Consider the following 14,006-nt stretch of genomic DNA (forward strand, 5'->3'; position numbering starts at 1 on the left):
CAGCTTCAGGACACCGGCAGCATGTTCCGGGCGAAGAACTCGCTGATTTCCTCACGGGCATCCAGCGGGAAGATGCCTGCGACATACTGATCCGGCCGAACCACGACGATGGCACCATCGCGGTTGATTTCCCGTTCGCTGAAGATGTCGCGTCCATGTCCGGCAGCAAATACCTGGTTGATGTCGTGCAGCCCAAAGGGCACCTTCAACGGCTGGAGAATCTTAGGCACATCATGCAGTTCAACCTCGGTGTAGTCCTGCTGGTAGATGGCCTTGGTGTCAAAGACCGCGTCTTGGTCTCCATCAACCGGAGTGTAGAGGTTGCGCGGGGAAGCAAGATCCGCCTCCCACCAGGTGGCGAAGTCAGCCATGGCCGTGCCTTGAAGCGCAGGAGCTGTGGCATCAGCGAAAGCATAAACGCGCCAGCGTCCATCGGCCTCATGCTGGTGACCTAAGTGCTGCCAACGGTTATCGGCTCGGCGAATCACCTCAGCAGATTTGAAGCGCTTACCTATAGGGAATCCAACTGCCAGATCCTGGTGTTCTACACCGGTTGTGATGGTTGATTCGGTGTACTGGGTCATGAAGCCGGCAGGAAATTCCATGGTCTTCAGATAGTACTTTTCCAGTTCGTCCGGGTCTTCCCAGTCATCTACCGACTTGGCCATCAGTGAGGACCACTCCTTGTCGAAGTCGATAAGATTCTGGGCAATCACCTTGCGCTCCTCAGCGTAGGTATCTAGCAGCGCTTCGGGGGCACGGCCTTCGAGCACTGCGGCGAGTTTCCAGCCGAGGTTAAAGCCGTCTTGAATGGAAACGTTCATGCCCTGACCGGCTTTGGCCGAGTGGGTGTGGCAGGCATCGCCCATGATGAAGGCGTGCGGAGCACGGGTTCCACGCTCTTGGTCAGAGACATCGTCAAAGCCATCGGTGATACGGTGCGCCACCTCGTAGACAGAGAACCACGCTACGTTTTTCACGTCCATGGTGTACGGGTGGATGATGCGGTTGGCGGTGGCCACGATATCTTCCACCGGAGTATTACGGACCGCTCCAGCGTCCTGGGCGCTCAGCTCTCCTAGGTCAACGTAGAAGCGGACCAGATAGCCTCCCTCGCGGGGAATCAAAAGAATATTGCCCGCATCATGGGACTGGATGGAGCACTTAACCTGAATGTCTGGGAAGTCGGTATTGACCATGACATCCATGACGCCCCACGCATGTAGCGCCGAATCGCCATGCAGCTTGTGGCCCAGCGAGCGGCGCACCTGACTGCGAGCACCATCGCCACCAACCAGGTACTTAGCCTTCACGGTGCGTTCTTCACCGGCACGCTCACCGGAAACATATTTGATCGTCGCGGTCACCGGGTATTCGGCGCTGGGGTCGATTTCGCAGCCGAGGTATTCCACACCGTAGTCCGGGGTGATCTTGCCCGGGGCACGTTCTGCATCACGCAGGAAGTAGTCAAGGATGCGTGCTTGATTCACATAGATATGAGGGAATTCGCTAATGCCGTTGGCGTCATCGGCTGCCCGTGAGTGACGTTTAATGTTCGCTGGATTTTCCGGATCAGGGGTCCAGAAGCACATCTCCACATTGCGGTAGGCCTCTTCAATAACTTCATTGGCAAAGCCGAAAGCTTGGAATGTTTCCACTGAACGGGCTTGGATCCCGTCGGCCTGTCCTACGTCGAGGCGACCGGGGCGTAATTCGATGGCGCGAGCGTTGATGCTAGGGAAGCGAGAAAGCTGAGCGGTCACCACGGAGGCGGCCGGGCCGGTGCCAACAATCAGCACGTCCATTTGATCAGGAATATCTGTTGATCGATTGATTCCATAACCTGCGGCCTTTTTGACGCGTGGATCCCCCGAAACATATCCCCGGTGGTGAATCTGCATTACCCGACTCCTAGTTCTGTGCCGCAAAACGTCATTGTCTCTATAGTTGCGACACTGTTCTAACTATAGAAACAAGTGTAGCTTCATGCGACCACTTACACCATGCTCCTTGACCTCTTTGCTGAGCAAACAACCGTGAGCCATAAATCAGACTGCACACGGAGTTGGGCAGTCACTCACGTAACCAAGGGTTCACGTGGGGTGGACGTAATTTACGTGCCGGACACAGAACGACGGCAATCGGCGAAACATCAGATCCATAAGCTGAGAAACATGACAGCGACGAATGAACAACAGCAGGCATCGGTAGTCACCGGCGCTACTGCCGGGCAAGACCAACTGAACGCGGCCAAGGAATCTTTAGAGGATTACACCCTCCGCTTTGCCCCACGCTCCTACCGTCGATGGGTTCCTTCGGTAGTGGCCACCAGCGCACTGGGCGGTATCGCTTACCTCGCGGACTTCTCCATTGGCGCGAATATCGCTTTGGCCCACGGAACGGCGAGCGCAATTACCGGTGTGCTCATCGCAGCGGTCATCATCTTCGTTACCGGATTCCCGCTGGCCTACTATGCGGCCCGCTACAACCTTGATCTGGATTTGATCACCCGTGGCTCCGGGTTCGGCTACTACGGTTCAATCGTCAGCAATGTCATCTTCGCGACCTTTACCTTTATCTTCTTCGCTTTAGAAGGTGCCATCATGGCCCAGGGTCTGGAGCTGGGACTCGGAATCCCTAAGGCGCTGGGTTATGCAATTTCAACGCTTATGGTCATCCCGCTGGTTATTTACGGCATGAAGACTTTGGCCAAACTACAGGTGTGGACCACGCCGCTCTGGCTCATCCTGATGGTCGTACCCATGGTGTATCTTGTGGCTAGCCACCCCGAATCCGTAGATACCTTTGTGAACTACGCCGGCGCACAGGGCACCGGCGAGGGCGTGAACTTCGCCTCGGCCATGCTGGCCGCCGGTGTGTGCCTCTCGCTGATGGCGCAGATCGCAGAACAGATCGACTACCTGCGATTCATGCCACCAAAAACTTCAGCCAACGCACGCAAATGGTGGACCGCAGTGATTCTTGGCGGACCGGGTTGGGTCATCTTCGGTGCGATCAAACAGATCACCGGTATGTTCATTGCCGTCTACCTGATTGCCACGCTGGATCCGCAGGCCTCGGCTACCGCGAACGAGCCGGTGCACCAGTTCCTCGGTGTCTACCGTGAAATGATGCCGGCCTGGTTGGCCATGAGCTTGGCCGTGGTTCTTGTGGTCATCTCGCAGATCAAGATCAACGTCACCAACGCCTACTCGGGATCACTGGCCTGGACCAACTCCTTTACCCGCGTGACCAAAACCTATCCCGGCCGCATGGTCTTCGTGCTGGTGAATCTGGGCATCGCCCTGATCCTGATGGAATCGAATATGTTCGACTTCCTCAATACCGTGCTTGGCTTCTACGCGAACTGCGCGATGGCTTGGGTGGTCACCGTGGCCAGCGACATTGCGATCAACAAGTACCTGCTTAAGCTCTCCCCCAAGGTGCCAGAGTTCCGTCGCGGCATGCTTTACGCGGTCAACCCGGTGGGCTTCGTTTCGATGCTGGTCTCCGCCATCGCTTCCATCGCGGTCTTCTTCGGACTGCTCGGCCCTGAGCTCCAGCCGTTCAGCCCACTGGTAGCCGTAGCTCTGGCCTTGTTCCTGCCACCAATTTTGGCCATCGTCACCAAGGGTCGTTACTACCTGCGCCGCAGCGACGACGGTATCAACAGCCCACTACTGGATGCTGAAGGCAACCCGAGCGATGAGCTCTACACCTGCTGCGTGACCGGTTTGCGCTTCGAGCGTCCAGACATGCTGGCCTCGGCGGTCCCTGGTCCGAACGGAGAACTGCAGTACATATCCTCACTGGCACTGGCTACGGACCGAACCGGCGAGCACCTATTGCCAGCCGATCCGCCCATCCGCTAACAGCTTCCTTTCGGTCACGCTTCGCAGATAAGGCCCGTCTCACCAAGTTTTGGTGGGGCGGGCCTTTGGCTTCTGATTAAGTTCAAAGCAAGCCATGCCAAAGCATTGAGCTAGGCTGTGAGCAAATATAGTTCGGACGAGTAAGTAGCTTGTCGCTCAAGGCGCGGACGAGATGAAATGATGAAGTTATGACCAAATCCACCGAAGGCGGGTCCCAAACTTTGGGCCGCGGACTCGAAGCGCTGACCCTCATCGGTGAATCGCAGAGGCCACTGAGTGTCGCTGAGCTTGCCACGCAGCTCGGGATCCACCGCTCCATGGCCTACCGCCTGGTCAAGACCTTTGAACAGTACGGCTTTGTAGAACGCTTGGCCTCAGGCGATCTTGAACTCGGAGCACGCCTCGGCGCGCTGGCACGCAATGTCGCCAAGTCGTTGCAGTCCGCAGCGGCGCCGCACTTGGCCACGGTTTCTGATGAACTGCGCATGACCGCCATACTGGTGGTCTTTGATGGTGAAGCTGCTGTCACCTTGAGTACCGCGGAACCCCGGATGGCCGATGCCACGGTGGCTCAACGCCCCGGGACTCGTCACCCCATTGATAATGGTGCGCCTGGCCGAGTGATCCGTTCGCAACTGAACCCTGAACAGTATCCAGCCAAGGACTTTGAATCCAGCCACGACGAAGTCATCCCGGGCCTGACCTCCATTGCGGTTCCGCTGTTGTTGCCGCAGAATAAACCGGCAGCCATCGCGGTCATCTATCCGCCACTAGAGTTGGATGAGAAGCACATCGCCCAGGTGCTCACCAACGCTTCCGAACGCATTTCACAGGCGTTAGGGATTCGGTTGAACTAAGCACCTGAGTGATGGGTTGATTCATCTGCACCTAGGCAGTGCAGGCCTCATTGGAGCATCCAGCATCACGTGGCCTGTAGGTTTCGGTGCCTTCAACTTTTTCCCACACGATGTGGCGATGCTGTCCACAACGTTGGCAGGAAGGAGCTAAGTAAGTGCCCCGCTCTTCCATGGTGTACGTCCGAAAATCACCCATCAGAACCTCTTCTCAAATGGCCCCGAACCAGGGTCGCGGGGCATGCTGGACCTGCTTGGTGCCTTCACTCTACGCGCGGATATCACTACCGGCTAGAGCCGTTGCCAAACAGTTACCCACAGCCCGTCAAGCAGTATTTTCACTCTCCTGCCACACTGGGGCAATGAACCCACAAAACTTGCTTCGTTGCCCGAAGCAAAGCCCGGAAAGAAGGCGTCATGAGCACCTCTGAACACAAGCTTCAGCGACTCAAAGAACGCATCGCGTTACTGCTTAATAAGGCTGAAAACACCAACTTCCCCGCTGAAGCCCAGACCTTCCAAGAGCATGCTGAGCGCCTCATGGTTCGTTACGGTATTGGTCGCGCAGAACTTGATGCGATGGCCACCGGCCCGGACAAGAAAAAAGAACCGATCATTGAAGAACGCTTCGACATGAGAGGTACCTACCGCTTAGGACAACGCGACGGGCTAGCTACCGTCGGGCATGCTTTCCGCACCGTGACACTGCTGCAAACGAACTATTCGAACTTCTGTCGTTTGTACATCATTGGTCATGAGTCAGACGTCAGTACCGTGAAAAACTTGTTCTCCTCATTAGTCATTCAGGCGAGCCTCGCGATGAGTCACTGGTGGAGTGAAGAAGGCCGACACATCGCTTGGGATCGAACCGATTCTGAGAAGGTCATTGAGCGCCGCGAATTCCAGCGAAGTTTTTATCTGCAAGTTGCTGAGCGCATTCGCGGGCTTTACCAAGAGGAAAGCGAACACAGCGGCAGCGGCACTGAACTTGTGCTCGTTAGTCGCAAGGAACAGGTTGACGAATTTGTCAGCGACAAATATCCATCCTTGCGTCGCAGCCGTAATCGCGCGGCCTCCGGTAGTTTGAACGCTGCCTTGGCCGGCCGGGTGGCGGGAAGTCGTGCGGATCTCGGCTTTGGCAAAGATGTTGAGTCCAACGGGCCTGCGGGAGAAGTAGCTAGCTAAGGCCTCTTACTGGAAATATTGCCCCAAAATTCCGAGTCAGATTTTCTAAGTGGAAATTTCTTCTACCCGTTCCCTGCCTTCTTTCGCCCTACGCAACGGAAGATATGACAGAGGGCCGTTCCGAAGAACGACCCTGATCACTACTTCTCGGCATTACTAGCCCAGCTTGGCGCGAACCATCTGCGATACAGCCTTGCCGTCAAAGCGGCCAGCAATTTCGGCACCGACCAGTTTCATGGCCTGTCCCATATCCTTCATGGTCAACTCGTGATCAGCAGAAAGTTCTGCCATCACCCTGTCAACGATGCCCTGAGCTTCGGCTTCATCAAGCAGCTTTGGCAGGTAGGTAGAAATGAATGCTGCTTCTGCCAATTCACGTTCGGCCAGCTCGGAGCGACCATCCTTGGCAGCCAATTCAGCAGTTTCCTCGCGGTTGCCAACTTCCTTGCGCAACAGATTCTCTACGTCCTGATCGTTCAGCTCGCTAGGGTTCTTCCCTGACTTCTCACGAGTGCCGATAGCGCTGAGGATATTGCGTAGGGTGGTCTTCTCCAGCTCGTTGCCTGCTTTCAGGTGGACGATGCTGTCTTCGCGCAGGCGATCTTTCAAACTCATGGGGACTCGCTTTCAAAGTACGTGTGCTTGAAACTCTACTCGCTTTAAGCCACCGCATTTTTGCTTCTTGGTATGGTGACTTCATGAAACCACTGCGTGCTGGCGCGATAGTCGCGGCCCTCATCCTCGTAGTGGCGCTCATCGTGATCACCAAACCATGGAAGCTGCTAGATAGTTGTCATGCTCCCGATGAATTCTGCGCTTTAGCTTCCCAGCTTGAAGAAAAGGATGGCGTCGAAGCAACCGCTGTGGACTATGAAGTTACTGCCGTTGATGCCAAAGATGGCGACCGCTCAACGGTCCGTTGGACCGTTGAGCTAGCTGAAGATCTTGACAGTGCGCAGGCCGGCGAACTCGCTTCCGCTGTTTCGGCACAAGTCCAAAGCTTCATCGCTTCTCGCCCGTTGGTACAAAGCTCATTGCGTTTTGTCGCTGGAGAACCCCAAGAATCATCGATTCCTGACTTCAAGTTATATCCGTTGGACGTCTCGGATAGTTCAGAGGCCAAGGCTCAAGTCGCACGGGGCTTTGCGCTACATCAGCTCGGCGCACAAAAAGTCGGCCAGAATTCCGCGACCGCCGAAAATACTCAAGTGCTGACGGCCTTGGCAGACTACGCTTCGAACCAGGGTGCTCCAATTACCTTAGAACTAGCCGATGGTTCCATTCGGTATACGCCCACCACAGGGTTTGATATTGCCCAGCTTGCTTTAGCTATTGAAGCTGCAGGCCTTGGACCCGTGGAATCGGCAATCATGGATTCGTCTGGGCTTTCGGTGCATACCAAAACTGCTGCTGATTCGAAGGAAACCGCTCAGATCAAGAAGTGGCTGACCGAGCATGAGCCTCTCAAAGAACCGATGGCATTCACCTTATCCAGCCCCGGTTTTGCCGACATCATCCAAGGTTGGCTTGGAGACAAAATTCCTGAATCCCTGATTGCTAGGCCTGCGCGGTTGCCTGAAGCTGTGACGCCTTGGCCGCAGGATGCTGCCGCTCAAATCTGCACTGACAAAGATCTTGCCCTAAGCCTCGGCTCTCCCGATGCAGCAACAGGTTCACGCTACATGGCCGTATATGCCAAGAACATTTCTGGCGGTGCCTGCGCAGTTAATGGCTATCCGCAGATTCAATTTCTCAACGCTGACGGTGAGCCACAGCAGGACGTCACGCTAACTAAGATGCCACACATTCAATCTCAGCGCGCTGTGATTCCTGCTGGTGAAAGCATCTTGTCTGCCTTGCAGTGGAAGGCCATGTCCACGGCCAACGACCCGGATCAAACTACGAGGTTGCGCATCAGCGCAGCTTCAGGTTTTAGCGCCACCGAGCTTGCCAGTATGTATGAACAATCAGCAACTAGCTTGGACATTCTAGACGGCGGCGAAGTCAGCCAGAGCCCGTGGGTTCAAGCACTAGATGGCTGGGCGCTACCGGATTCTTCCGGTTAGCGGCCAGCCATCTAGGGGTACCGAACTGCGCAGACTACTGCTCGCGCGGCGGGAACTTCTTGTACTTGCGGTAGTGGTTAATCGCATTGAGCACTAGGTAAGCCTTACGGCGTGGGTGCTTCTCTGCAGCGAATTTCAACGGGTTGGATACCTTGCCAGCTTTGAGCAGGGCAGCTGCCTTCTTCCCGGTTGCACTGCCCAAGAAACGTCCCAGCAGGTGGTGTGGCAGGACGGTGAACAGGTGCTCACGACGCAACTGCAGCACGCCAGCAGGCGTTTCCATGACTGCATCGGTTTGTGGGTCACCGCTATCAAATTCAGGACCCAAGAATTCGGTGACGTAGAAACGGGCCGGGTTCACCCCAGCAGCGGTCAGATAGAAGTGGTTGCGGCCCAAGCGTGGGTTGATCTCGAAGAATTTCACCGTGTTATCACGGCGATCAAACTTCGCATCAATCATTGCGATACCGCGCCATCCGAGTTCTTCAAGCATGCGCGCACCATCGGCGGCCATCTGATCATTTTGACCGGTGACGATTGCCGCGGAATTGCCCAGTACCAGCGGGGCGTGTTCTTCAATGACGACTTCCCCATAGCCAGCAAAGATGACCTTGCCTTCTTTGGTAGCGAAGTAGGTGCACAAACGCATAGCGTCGTCCCCGCCAGGCACGTATTCCTGCAGGACGTAGCCGGAGGCATAACCGCTGGCGTCAATCTTGGACAACAGTGTTTCCAGATCATCACGGTTATTGATGGTGTGGATTTTCTGCTTACCCTCGAACTTCGCAGCGATCCAATCCGCGGAGCTTGATGGCTTACCGATCACCGGATAGGTGAACTCCTTGGCCATCAATTCAAGGTCATTGCTCGGGTAGTACACGGTGGTGCGTGGGTGCGCGATCTCAAACTTTTCCGCCAGTGCGTAGAAGTTCTCCTTCAGCGCGGCCGCTTCAATGATCTCCAGCTCTGGGTAGGGAATCACGAAGTGTGCTTCGAGCTGCTCACGGTGCTTGGCAATGAGCATGATGTGGAAGTCCAACGAGCCGAAGAGCATCAGTGGGCGCGCAGTGTTTGCGGTGAGTTCGGCGGCCAGCTCGATCAGGGCTGACACGACGCTGTCTTCATCAGCCATGGAGCCTATGGGGCGCAGTTCGATGGCCACCGAATGCTCGATAACTCCGTTACCTGCTGCGGGCAGGACTACCGAGCGAACTCCGTAGGCTTCATAAAATTCGCGCGCCAGTGTGTAGGTGCCAATGTCGCCGCCGAGAATGACGGGGACGAATGGCTGGGTTTCTTCGATTGCCATGAGTACTGTTTTCCCTACTTCTTGCGCCAGTTCATGTACTTTTCGAAGGCCCAGGCCAGCGGCTTGTTCAGCGCTAGGTCCCATTCGCCGTTGGTCTGCACGATGTCACAGCCGGTATTGGTTTTGAACTTGGTCAGACCCGAGAGGTGGTGTTCCTTATCCAGGGTTGCGCTCACGCCGCCCTGGTCAAGGTAGCGGCAACCGGCAGCGATGGAGTCTTCCACCATGCGGTTCATAATCGCCTTAGGGGCAAAGAGTTTGCGCTGCTCATTGGAGGAGGCACCGTACAGGTACCAGGCCAGGTTAGAAGAGCGGATCACGATGGAGGCGGCCAAATCCACGCCTTCGTTACTCGCGATGTACAAGGTGCAAGAACCTGGAACGGCTTCGTTGAGCACCTTGTGCATGGTCTCGAAGTAGCTCAGTGGACGGCCGGTGAAGTCTTGGCGGTCTGCGGTGGTGTTGTACAGAGCATGGAATCGAGCCATGTCCGCGGTGCCTCCCACTTCAACTTCCAAGGTGCTCTTGAGCGCCTTGCGAGTTTCGTTGCGGGTGGTCGCGGAGTAGCTGGCCATCACTTGTTCAACGTCCAGCTGGGTGCCATTTTCATCCTGCAGGGCTACCCGAGCGACGTATTCGGGCTGGCCTGCGCCGAAGTCTAGGCCGACGTCTTCCTTGGTGAAGCCCAAATCTAGCAGGGCATCGTTCAAGGCCAACGCTTGGACCGAGGAGCTTTTCAGCTCTAGGTCCGAAAGCTGGGCGAAGCCTTCCTTGCCAAGGTTTTTGCGTACATCGCCGGCTGCCCAGGTGCGTACTTCGCGGCCTGGGCCCATCTTCAACTGGAAGGCACCACGGTTGCGCAGGTACGCAGCCAGCGGGCGGATGACCTTTTCGGCTGGGTGCGCCTGGAAGTCAATCACTGGACCATCCGGCACATAGGCCAGGGTCTTCTTGATGACTGGGGCAGCGCGGTGCAGTACTAGCGCGGTGCCTACCAGTTCGTCTTGGTCAAACCAGCCGATGGATTCACCACGCCAGCCGCCCTTGACTCGGGCCCATTCTGGACGCTGCAAAAAGCTGACGTCGAGGGCGGTCTCAAGGAAAACTGAGTGTTCGGCGCTGGTAATCGGACGCACGTGCAGGTCGTTGTGGCTCACGGGTGAAATCTTATCGTGCTTCGTGGACTTAAGTAGGGAGGTTGAATACCCCTAGGGGGTACTTGACTTAATACCCCATAGGGGTATTCTAGGAGTATGGAAACCACGCAGAGCGTTGATGAGCATGCACAACATCATGGCTACCACGCGGATAAAGCCGCGCTGGAACGCCGACTGAAACGTATTGAAGGCCAAGTTCGCGGAGTGGCCAAGATGGTTGATGAAGACAAATACTGCATCGATATCTTGACCCAGATTTCGGCGATCAACGCAGCATTACACAAGGTCAGCGTGCAGCTGATCGATGACCACATCGGCCATTGTGTGGTTGATGCGGCGAAGTCTTCGCTGGAAACCGGGGACCCGAGCATTGTGCAGGAGAAAATCTCTGAGGCCACCGCCGCAATATCGAGGCTGGTCCGCTAAGCGTTTTTTCGCCTAGATTTCCGATTCACACAAAATTCATCGAAAGAGAGCAAGATCATGAGCCACGAATGCAACTGCGGATGCTCCAATGAGAACAACTCGAAGACCTCCCAGGGCCTACAGATCACCACTCGTGATCAGGCAACTCCCCTAAACATCCAAACGGAACTGAAGATCTCCGGCATGACGTGCGGCCACTGCGTCGCCTCGGTCACCGAAGAACTCAAGGAACTTTCCGGCGTACAAAACGTCGACGTCGTACTCGATGCCAAGGGCATCTCCACGGCCACCGTCACCGCAACGCAGCAGCTGAGCGAAGCAAGCCTGCGCGAAGCGATCGACGAGGCCGGTTACACCCTCGAAGCAATCAACGCCTAGCCACCCGCGCCAGGCACAGCCCGTAAACAACGGGCCAGAAAGTGCAAGGTAGAAATAATGAGCTCCCACGCACCTCAGAAGCCAATCGCAGAACTGCGTACCGTCGATCTTGATATTCAAGGCATGACGTGCGCTTCCTGCGTGAACCGAGTGGAACGCAAACTGGGCAAGCTGCCCGGTGTCAGCGCCTTGGTAAACCTCCCGCTGGAAACAGCAAAGGTTCAGGTACCGGTGGATGTCAGCGACGAAACGCTGATCAATACCGTTGAAGCTGCCGGCTACGGCGCCTCGGTAAAAAAGCCAGCGCAGCCTGAGCAGCATCACCACGAAGGGGATGAACATTCGGGTCATGAGCATTTGGTCCCCAACCATCTGTTGCGACGGCTGATCATTTCGGCGGCTTTCACCATCCCGCTGTTTGTGATCTCCATGGTCCCAGCCGCGCAGTTCCCGCATTGGGGATGGGTAGCCTTTGCCCTGGCCACCCCAGTGGTCTTCTATGGTGCGTGGCCTTTCCATAAGGCAGCAGCAATCAACGCCCGGCATCTGTCCTCCACCATGGATACTTTGGTGTCTCTCGGTGTGCTGGCCGCCTATCTCTTCTCGGCAACCCAGCTTGTTCTGGATCCGCAGATGACGGCACACGTGGGTATGCCCATGAGCGAGCATGCCCTCTACTTTGAGACCGCAGGCGTTGTGGCTACCTTGCTGTTGCTTGGACGCTTTCTGGAGCATCGCGCCAAAACCTCAGCATCTGACGCGCTGAAATCTTTGCTCAGTCTGGGAGCGAAGGAAGCTGTACTGCTGCGTGATGGCCAAGAAGTGAAGATCTCGGCCAGTGCATTGCAGCCAGGAGATCACTTTGTGGTGCGCCCCGGTGAGAAAATCGCCACCGATGGCACGGTCACCCACGGTGATAGCGCGGTAGATACCTCATTGCTCACTGGCGAATCCGTACCGCAACAGGTTCGCGTGGGCTCCGAAGTTACCGGGGCAACCCTGAACACTTCTGGCCGTCTAGTAATTGAAGCCACCCGCGTAGGTGAAGAAACAACCCTGGCCCAGATGGGCAAGCTAGTCTCCGAGGCACAGTCCGGCAAGGCACCCATTGCGCGGCTTGCCGACCGTATCTCGGCCGTCTTTGTGCCGATTGTTCTGGGCATCGCAGTACTCACCTTTGTTATTTGGTGGCTGGTTTCCGCTGATCCATATCAAGCATTCAGTGCAGCTGTTGCTGTGCTAGTCATTGCTTGCCCTTGTGCTTTAGGTCTTGCCACCCCCATCGGTTTGTTGGTGGGTACCGGCCGTGGAGCTCAACTGGGTATCTTGATCCGTGGCCCACAGGTTTTGGAAGACACACGCAAACTGGACACGATTGTTCTAGATAAGACCGGCACCGTCACCACCGGAGTGATGACACATACGGGCACAACCACCGCCGCTGGAGTGGACGCAACTGAAGTTTTGCTGTTGACCGCAGCAGTGGAACACCATTCAGAACATCCAATTGCCCAGGCTATCGCCACCGCCGGTGCCAACGTTGGCACGCTTCCCGAGGTGAGTAATTTCCGCTCGGAGCCCGGTGGCGGAGTATCGGGAACCGTGGCTGGGAAGACCATTGTTGTTGGCCGGCCCAGCTGGCTTGAAGCCCAGGGAACGCTACTTGATTCCTCGGCCCGCTCTTTGCTCGAAGAGGCTGAAGCAGCCGGCGCCACTGCGATTCTGGTTGCGGTCGATGCCCAGTTCCAAGCGGTGATTTCCGTTGGTGATCAAGTCAAAGAAACTTCTTCAGAAGCGATCAATGAACTGCAATCCCGTGGTCTGCGGGTAGTTTTACTTACCGGTGATAACCCATCGGTGGCCGCCAAGGTGGCAACACAAGTTGGCATCAAGTCTGACGATGTTTTTGCTGGTGTACTGCCAAGCGAAAAGGCCAAGGCTATCTCTTCGCTGCAGGAGCAGGGCAAGGTTGTGGCCATGGTGGGTGACGGTGTGAACGACGCTCCGGCGTTGGCTCAAGCCGATCTCGGCATCGCCATGGGCTCCGGCACCGACGTTGCCATTGAAGCTGCAGATATTACTCTGATGGGCAATGACCTTCATCAGGTCGCTGCCGCCATTGATCTATCGGACAAAACCTTGGCCACGATCAAGATGAACCTGTTCTGGGCTTTCGCCTACAACACTGCGGGTATCCCGATCGCGGCCTTGGGTTTGCTCAATCCAATGATTGCTGGTGCCGCTATGGCAGCCAGCTCCGTTCTGGTGGTTGCCAACTCACTGCGCCTTCGCAGCTTTGGCAAATAGCCCGGCGGTTACGGAGTCTCCCTGACGCTGGTCAGGACTTTCTTCAGAGTTGAGTACTGCTCACTTGCCACGAAAGTCTTGGCCTCGTCGAGGGTGGTATCCCCGTCCTCATCAAGTCCCAGTGCGTGCAGGTACTCAGGATTCATGGCCATGATTGGGGTTTCCTCGGCACTGGTTTTGAAGTAATCAATTGCCGGTGCTTCGGTCCAGTTTTGCCATACATCATCGATGATGACGGCAACACTCAAATCCCTGTCGCCGAGGCTGGCTTCCCGGTAGTAGGAGACCACACTGGTCGGTGCGTACTGCAAATCAGGCGCTGGGGCCGAGTCGAGCACCTCGCGCTTATAGGTGTTCGGGTTGTCAGTGTCCCTGAAACTAGTCGTTTCAAGATCCAATGCGAGATTCTTCTTTGAATCCAAGATCTTGTAGACCGAATACTCGTCTTGGCA

At 56.0% G+C, this 14,006-nt stretch carries 12 protein-coding genes; 7 read left to right on the forward strand and 5 right to left on the reverse strand.

All coding sequences use genetic code 11. The annotated features are described in order from the left end of the window. Positions 1-5 precede the first annotated feature (5 nt). On the reverse strand, positions 6-1,901 hold the full coding sequence (locus EYR88_RS09080; RefSeq protein WP_131089318.1) for an FAD-dependent monooxygenase: 1,896 nt from the start codon (positions 1,899-1,901) through the stop codon (positions 6-8). 273 nt (positions 1,902-2,174) lie between these two features. Between EYR88_RS09080 and EYR88_RS09085 the strand changes: the two genes are divergently transcribed. From EYR88_RS09085 to EYR88_RS09095, 3 genes are all read left to right on the forward strand, one after another. Next, the gene (locus tag EYR88_RS09085) at positions 2,175-3,872 is read left to right on the forward strand and encodes a hypothetical protein (RefSeq protein WP_131089319.1); all 1,698 of its coding nucleotides are present in this window, start codon (positions 2,175-2,177) and stop codon (positions 3,870-3,872) included. A 188-nt stretch (positions 3,873-4,060) separates the two neighbouring features. Next, positions 4,061-4,729, forward strand: coding sequence for a helix-turn-helix domain-containing protein (locus EYR88_RS09090; protein ID WP_131089320.1), 669 nt, complete (start codon positions 4,061-4,063; stop codon positions 4,727-4,729). 414 nt (positions 4,730-5,143) lie between these two features. Next, a complete protein-coding gene (locus tag EYR88_RS09095; protein ID WP_131089321.1) occupies positions 5,144-5,911 on the forward strand; it encodes a DUF2786 domain-containing protein in 768 nt (255 codons plus the stop codon). A gap of 156 nt (positions 5,912-6,067) precedes the next feature. Here EYR88_RS09095 and EYR88_RS09100 read toward each other — a convergent pair whose 3' ends face one another. Continuing rightward, positions 6,068-6,526 carry a GatB/YqeY domain-containing protein gene (locus EYR88_RS09100; protein ID WP_131089322.1) on the reverse strand — a complete coding sequence of 153 codons (459 nt, stop codon included), beginning with the start codon at positions 6,524-6,526 and terminating at the stop codon, positions 6,068-6,070. An 83-nt stretch (positions 6,527-6,609) separates the two neighbouring features. Here EYR88_RS09100 and EYR88_RS09105 point away from each other — a divergent pair, with 83 nt between their 5' ends. Then, a complete protein-coding gene (locus tag EYR88_RS09105) occupies positions 6,610-7,977 on the forward strand; it encodes a DUF4232 domain-containing protein (protein WP_131089323.1) in 1,368 nt (455 codons plus the stop codon). Positions 7,978-8,011: 34 nt separating this feature from the next. Here the strand turns inward: EYR88_RS09105 and EYR88_RS09110 are convergent, their stop codons facing one another. Both EYR88_RS09110 and EYR88_RS09115 read right to left on the reverse strand, forming a co-directional pair. Continuing rightward, positions 8,012-9,286: a carbamoyl-phosphate synthase gene (locus EYR88_RS09110; RefSeq protein WP_131089324.1), complete on the reverse strand. Its 1,275-nt coding sequence runs from the start codon at positions 9,284-9,286 to the stop codon at positions 8,012-8,014. Between the two features lie 14 nt (positions 9,287-9,300). Further along, the gene (locus EYR88_RS09115) at positions 9,301-10,443 is read right to left on the reverse strand and encodes a peptidoglycan bridge formation glycyltransferase FemA/FemB family protein (RefSeq protein ID WP_131089325.1); all 1,143 of its coding nucleotides are present in this window, start codon (positions 10,441-10,443) and stop codon (positions 9,301-9,303) included. A 96-nt stretch (positions 10,444-10,539) separates the two neighbouring features. Here EYR88_RS09115 and EYR88_RS09120 point away from each other — a divergent pair, with 96 nt between their 5' ends. The 3 genes from EYR88_RS09120 to EYR88_RS09130 are packed head-to-tail and all read left to right on the forward strand — an operon-like array spanning position 10,540 to position 13,554. Continuing rightward, complete coding sequence (locus EYR88_RS09120) at positions 10,540-10,869, forward strand: metal-sensitive transcriptional regulator (protein ID WP_131089326.1); 330 nt, start codon at positions 10,540-10,542, stop codon at positions 10,867-10,869. A gap of 57 nt (positions 10,870-10,926) precedes the next feature. Next, on the forward strand, positions 10,927-11,247 hold the full coding sequence (locus tag EYR88_RS16240) for a heavy-metal-associated domain-containing protein (protein WP_131089327.1): 321 nt from the start codon (positions 10,927-10,929) through the stop codon (positions 11,245-11,247). Between the two features lie 57 nt (positions 11,248-11,304). Then, positions 11,305-13,554: a heavy metal translocating P-type ATPase gene (locus tag EYR88_RS09130; protein ID WP_131089328.1), complete on the forward strand. Its 2,250-nt coding sequence runs from the start codon at positions 11,305-11,307 to the stop codon at positions 13,552-13,554. Positions 13,555-13,562: 8 nt separating this feature from the next. On the opposite strand, the gene EYR88_RS09135 is transcribed toward EYR88_RS09130, so the two are convergent. Continuing rightward, positions 13,563-13,952, reverse strand: coding sequence for a hypothetical protein (locus tag EYR88_RS09135; protein ID WP_131089329.1), 390 nt, complete (start codon positions 13,950-13,952; stop codon positions 13,563-13,565). Positions 13,953-14,006: the final 54 nt, after the last annotated feature.

The organism is Arthrobacter sp. S41, assembly GCF_004320535.1.
In the GTDB taxonomy this organism is placed as follows: Bacteria; Actinomycetota; Actinomycetes; order Actinomycetales; family Micrococcaceae; genus Glutamicibacter.